The following is a 5,250-nucleotide window of genomic DNA, read 5'->3' on the forward strand; positions in this document are numbered from 1 at the left end:
ACCTTCACCACGTTGCCGATCTCCGCCGAGGACTCCCCCAGCTTCGCCACCGTCGCCGTCGTCGTCTCCGCCGCCGTCACCGCCCGCGCCGCCACCTCGGAGGCCTCCGCCGCGTTGCTGGCGATCTCCCGGATCGACGCCCCCATCTGCTCGGCACCCGCCGCCACCGTCTGCACGCTGCGCGACACCTCCTCCGCCGCACCCGACACCACACCCGACTGCGCACTGGTCTCCTCCGCACCCGCCGAGATCTGCGCCGAGGACGCCGACAGCTCCTCGCTGCTCGCCGCCACCGCGTCCGCCGAGCCGGCCACCGAGGCCAGGACGTCGCGCAGGTTGTCCTGGGCAACCGCGAGCGCCTGCGCCATCCGGCCCAGCTCGTCACCGGAGGTCACGTCCGGGCGCACGGTCAGATCGCCGTTGGCGAGGGCCTCGACCGAGGTCTGCACCGAGCGGACCGTGCGGACGATCTGCCGGACGACGTAGAGCGCGAGCGCACCGGCGAGCGCGACCCCGATGGCGAGCGCCGTCCACAGCACGACGACCGCGGCCGAGGCGATGGAGTGCGCCTCGTCGGTGTCGGCCTGCCCGGCGGCCACCCGGCGCTCCTGCATCTCGTTGTACTGGTCCATGAGGACGTCCGACCGGTCCTGCAGCGGGCCGGTGATGACCCGGGTGGTGGTCGAGATGTCACCCGCGTCGGCGGCCGGCAGCAGCTGCGCGTCGGCGATCGCGTAGTAGTCCTCGACCGTGGCGCGGAACTCGTCGAAGGCCTCGCGGTTGACCGTCACGGCGGCGTAGGCGTCCAGCTGGCCGTCGATCGTGGTCCGGCGCTCGGCCAGGTCCGCCCGCAGCGCCTGCCGGGTCTGCGCGTCGGCCAGGGGGTAGGTGTTGTAGCGGGACCGGTCGCCCTGCCACGACCGCTGGATGTTGGCGAGCTCGGCGAGGGAGACGACGTTCCCGTTGATCCGGTCGGCGGCTGTGTTCAGGTTGCCGATCCGGGTGACCGCGATGACGGTCATCGAGACGGCGACGACGACCAGCACGGCGAGGGCGGCGCCGATCTTCAGCCCGACGGGCCGGCTGGCGAACCAGCCGGCCCGGCCGGCGCCTGGTGCGGTGGTGGCGGCGGACATGGCATTACTCCCGGGCGGTGGTGGTGAATGGCGCTCGGCTCGGGCTTCCTCGGCCGAAACGGTGCGCCCGTCCTTCTGACGCCAGGAAGGTAGAGCGCCACGGATGAGCGACGGGCGGAATTCCTACCGTGTCGCGGTGCGCGCCGGAGAATTGTCGGCAGACGCATTTTCCGTGTCGACTCGGCGACCGATTGATGCGCCCGGTCGGATCGGCGCGCATGCGCGGTGTGCACCGGGTGGGGCCGGGTCCAGGTGGCCGCGAGCGGAGCCGGCCGGCGAACGGCCGAGGGGCGGCGCCCGGCGAACCGGTCACCGCCCCTCGGGGGCTGCGGGGTGCACCCCCGCCCGCGGTCAGTAGCTGAACCGGCCCACCGTCGTCCGGAGGTCGGCGGCCATCCGGGACAGCTCGTCCACGGCCTGGCGGGTCTGGGTCAGCGACTGGGTGGTCGAGTCCGCCGCACCCGAGACGTTCGCGATGTTCGCGGCGATCTGACCGGCGCCGTCGGCGGCCTCCTGCACCGACCGGCTCATCTCGTTGGTCGTCGCCGTCTGCTCCTCCACCGCCGAGGCGATGGTGGTCTGCCGGTCGGAGATCTGCGCGACGATCTGGGAGATCTCCTCGATCGCCGAGACGGCCGCGGTGGTGTCGCCCTGGATGGCCAGCACCCGCTTGGCGATGTCCTCGGTGGCCTTCGCCGTCTCCTGCGCCAGCTCCTTGACCTCGTTCGCGACCACCGCGAAACCCTTCCCGGCCTCACCGGCGCGGGCGGCCTCGATCGTGGCGTTCAGCGCCAGCAGGTTGGTCTGCTCCGCGATGCTCGTGATCCGCGGCGACCGTCTGCACGTTGCGCGACACCTCGTCGGCCGCCCCGGCCACGACACCGGACTGCGCCGACGTCTCCTGCGCCGACGAGGAGATCTCCGCCGAGGAGGCGCTCAGCTCCTCGGAGGAGGCCGCCACCGCGTCCGCGGAAGCGACGACCGACGCCATCACCGTGCGCAGGCTCTCCTGGGCGGCGTCCAGGGCCGTGGCCATGGCACCGATCTCGTCGCTCTGCCGGATGCCGGTCTCCCGGGTGAGATCGCCTTCGGCGAGCCCCTGGACGACGTGCTGCACCTTCTGCAGGTTGCGCCGGATGCTGCGCGCCACCAGCCACCCGACGGTCAGCGCGATGGCGGAACCGATCGCCAGCAGGACGACGAGCAGCGTGCGCCCCTGGTCGTTGGTGGCGCTGACGTCCTCGGCCGCGGCCCTGGCCTCGACGATCTCCGAGTCGAGCAGCTGGGCGATCTCACCGGTCAGCTGGTCCATGAGCTGGGCCGACTGGGCGTACAGCGTGCCTGCTGCAGCGGCGTCACCCGCGCTGTAGGCCGCGCGCGTCTGGGCGTAGACCTCCGACCAGGCGTCGTAGGTGCCCAGGGCCTCCTGGGCGAGGCCCTCCTGCGCCGCGGTCGGAGCCGTCCGGAGGTACCCGGCGCCGGCCGCCGAGAACGCCTCGCCGGCCGCGACGGCGCCCTCCGCCCACGTCCGGGAGTTCTCGGGGCTGACGTTCGGCAGCAGCAGGGCCGTCTGGTTGAGCTGGAGCGTGAGGAGCTGCGCGCGCATCTCCTCGACCTGGACCAGCGCCTGGGTGCTCTCCCGGTAGCTCGCGTCGGCCTTGCCTGCCGCGTCGCCCAGGGAGACGGCGCCCACGGCGCCGACCGCGACGCCGGCGAGGACCGCCAGGGAGACAGAGCTGAGGATCTTGCCGGATACCGACATCCCGCCGGTCGCGCGCCGTGCGCTGAGTGCCACTGGTGTGTCCCGTTCTCGAGGTGGATTTCTGCGCACCCGGACGACCGGCCGGCGCAGTTTCTGGGTGGCAGGGTCGTCGACCCGGCTCCGGGGCAGAAGCTAGGGTCGCCGCCGCACCCTGTCGACCATTCCACGGCGTGTCGGAAAATGGTGCAGGACAACGATTCGGGTACGGAATTGACGTGTCGACAATGCATTCGCGGTCACCTCTGGCCCGCGTGTCGACATGGCCGCGGGAGCGGCAGGGGGCGCCCGGCCAGCAGGTCGGGCGCCCCCCGTCCAGAGGCTCACCCCGAGCCTGCGAGGGGTGAGGGGGACGGGGGTCCTTCTAGTAGCTGAACCGGCCCACGGTGGTGCGCAGGTCGGCCGCCATCCGGGACAGCTCGTCGACGGCGCTGCGGGTCTGGCTCAGCGCCTGGGTCGTCGTCCCGGCCGCCGTGGAGACGCTCGTGATGTTCTCGGCGATCTGGGTCGTGCCCCCCGCCGCCTCCTGCACCGAGCGCGACATCTCGCTGGTGGTCGCGGTCTGCTCCTCCACCGCACTGGCGATGGTGGTCTGCCGGTCGGAGATCTGCGCGACGATCTGGGAGATCTCCTCGATGGCGGCCACCGCGTCCGTGGTGTCGCCCTGGATGGCCAGCACCCGCTTGGCGATGTCCTCGGTTGCCTTCGCCGTCTCCTGCGCCAGCTCCTTGACCTCGTTGGCGACCACCGCGAAGCCCTTGCCGGCCTCCCCGGCCCGGGCGGCCTCGATGGTGGCGTTCAGCGCCAGCAGGTTGGTCTGCTCGGCGATCGAGGTGATGACCTTCACGACGTTGCCGATCTCCGCCGAGGACTCCCCCAGCTTCGCCACCGTCGCCGTCGTCGTCTCCGCCGCCGTCACCGCCCGCGCCGCCACCTCGCTGGCCTCGGCGGCGTTCTGCGAGATCTCCCGGATCGAGGCGCCCATCTGCTCGGCACCCGCCGCCACGGTCGCCACGCTGCGGGACACCTCGTCGGCCGCCGACGACACCACGCCGGACTGGGCGCTCGTCTCCTCGGCGGACGACGCGATCTGCGCCGAGGAGGCGCTCAGCTCCTCGGCCGACGCCGCCACGGCGCCGGCCGAGCCGACGATCTGCGCCACGGTCTCGGCCATGCCCCCCGCCGCGGTGTTCAGCGCCTCGGCCATCTGGCCCACCTCGTCGCGCCCGCGGACGGGGAGGCGGACGGTGAGGTCGTTCTCCGCCAGCCGCTGCAGCGCGCCCTGCACCTCGCGGATGCCGCGGACGATGCCGCGGGAGACCAGGAAGGCGAGGCCGGCACCCAGCAGCGCCGCGGCGAGCGCGACCAGCACCGACACGAGGCGGGTCTCGCTGCGGGCGTCGGCGACCGCCGCCTCCGTGACGGCGACACGGGTGTCCACGGACTCGACCAGCTCCACCATCGCCTGGTCGAGGACGTAGAACACGTCCCACTTCTCGCCGGTGGAGAGCGCGTCGCCCTCGTCGAGCCGGCCCTGCGCCCAGAGCTGGAAGATCTGCTCGTTGTAGTCGCTCATGACGGTCCAGTTCTGCTGGATGACGTCGAGGCTTGCCCGCGCGTCCGCGTCGAGCAGGCTCCGGTCGAGGTCGAACAGCGCCTCGAAGCCGGCGGCGCCGTCGCGGTAGGCAGCCACGTTGTCCCCGTCGGGCGCGGCCGCGGTGGCGCCACCCTCCACGCGAGCCTTCCAGGCGGTGATGTTCTGCCAGTTCGCGGCCCAGAGGAGGTCGTAGCGGGCCGCCTCCACGGCGCGCTGGGCGGCGACGGCGTCGCGGGCCTCGGCGTGCAGGTCGGCGACCCGCTGGGTCCCGCTGATGCCGGTGACCGTGGCGGCCACGATGCCCATGAGGAGGGCCGCGCTCACCGCGAAGATGCGCGTCCCGATCCCGCGATCGCGATACCAGTGCCGTCGTGCGGACATGTGGTGTCCCCGTTCTCGTGCGGGTGGGCCGGCGTGCCCCGCCCGTGCCTTCCGGAATGGTGCTCGTACACGGGGATGGTCGCCCGTCCCGAACCATTCCTTAGCGCTGAGAAACCCGTGTCGCAGACATCGCACGAAATAGCCGCGTCACCATTCCTCCGTCCGCCGACATGTCGACCGTGCAAAGCGAGAAAGAGGCGGGGGCACCCGACCGGGATGGCCGGGCACCCCCGCCTCGGGGATCCGCGGTGTGGTGCGTCAGTCAGTAGGTGAAGCGGCCGACGGTGGTGCGCAGGTCGGCGGCCATCCGGGACAGCTCGTCGACCGCCGTGCGGGTCTGGGTCAGCGCCTGCGTGGTCGAGTCCGCCGCCGTGGAG

General features: G+C 72.5%; 2 protein-coding genes and 1 pseudogene. All 3 read right to left on the minus strand.

The window, feature by feature from the left end:
* Positions 1 to 1,136 (minus strand): methyl-accepting chemotaxis protein (locus E9565_RS22340; RefSeq protein ID WP_236828470.1); only part of this gene is annotated, 1,136 nt, incomplete at its 3' end.
* Positions 1,137 to 1,487: 351 nt separating this feature from the next.
* A pseudogene (locus E9565_RS06580) lies at positions 1,488 to 2,898 on the minus strand (methyl-accepting chemotaxis protein).
* Between the two features lie 361 nt (positions 2,899 to 3,259).
* Positions 3,260 to 4,816: a methyl-accepting chemotaxis protein gene (locus E9565_RS06585; RefSeq protein ID WP_374201723.1), complete on the minus strand. Its 1,557-nt coding sequence runs from the start codon at positions 4,814 to 4,816 to the stop codon at positions 3,260 to 3,262.
* Positions 4,817 to 5,250: the final 434 nt, after the last annotated feature.

Source organism: Blastococcus sp. KM273129 (genome assembly GCF_021698995.1).
Lineage (GTDB): Bacteria > Actinomycetota > Actinomycetes > Mycobacteriales > Geodermatophilaceae > Blastococcus.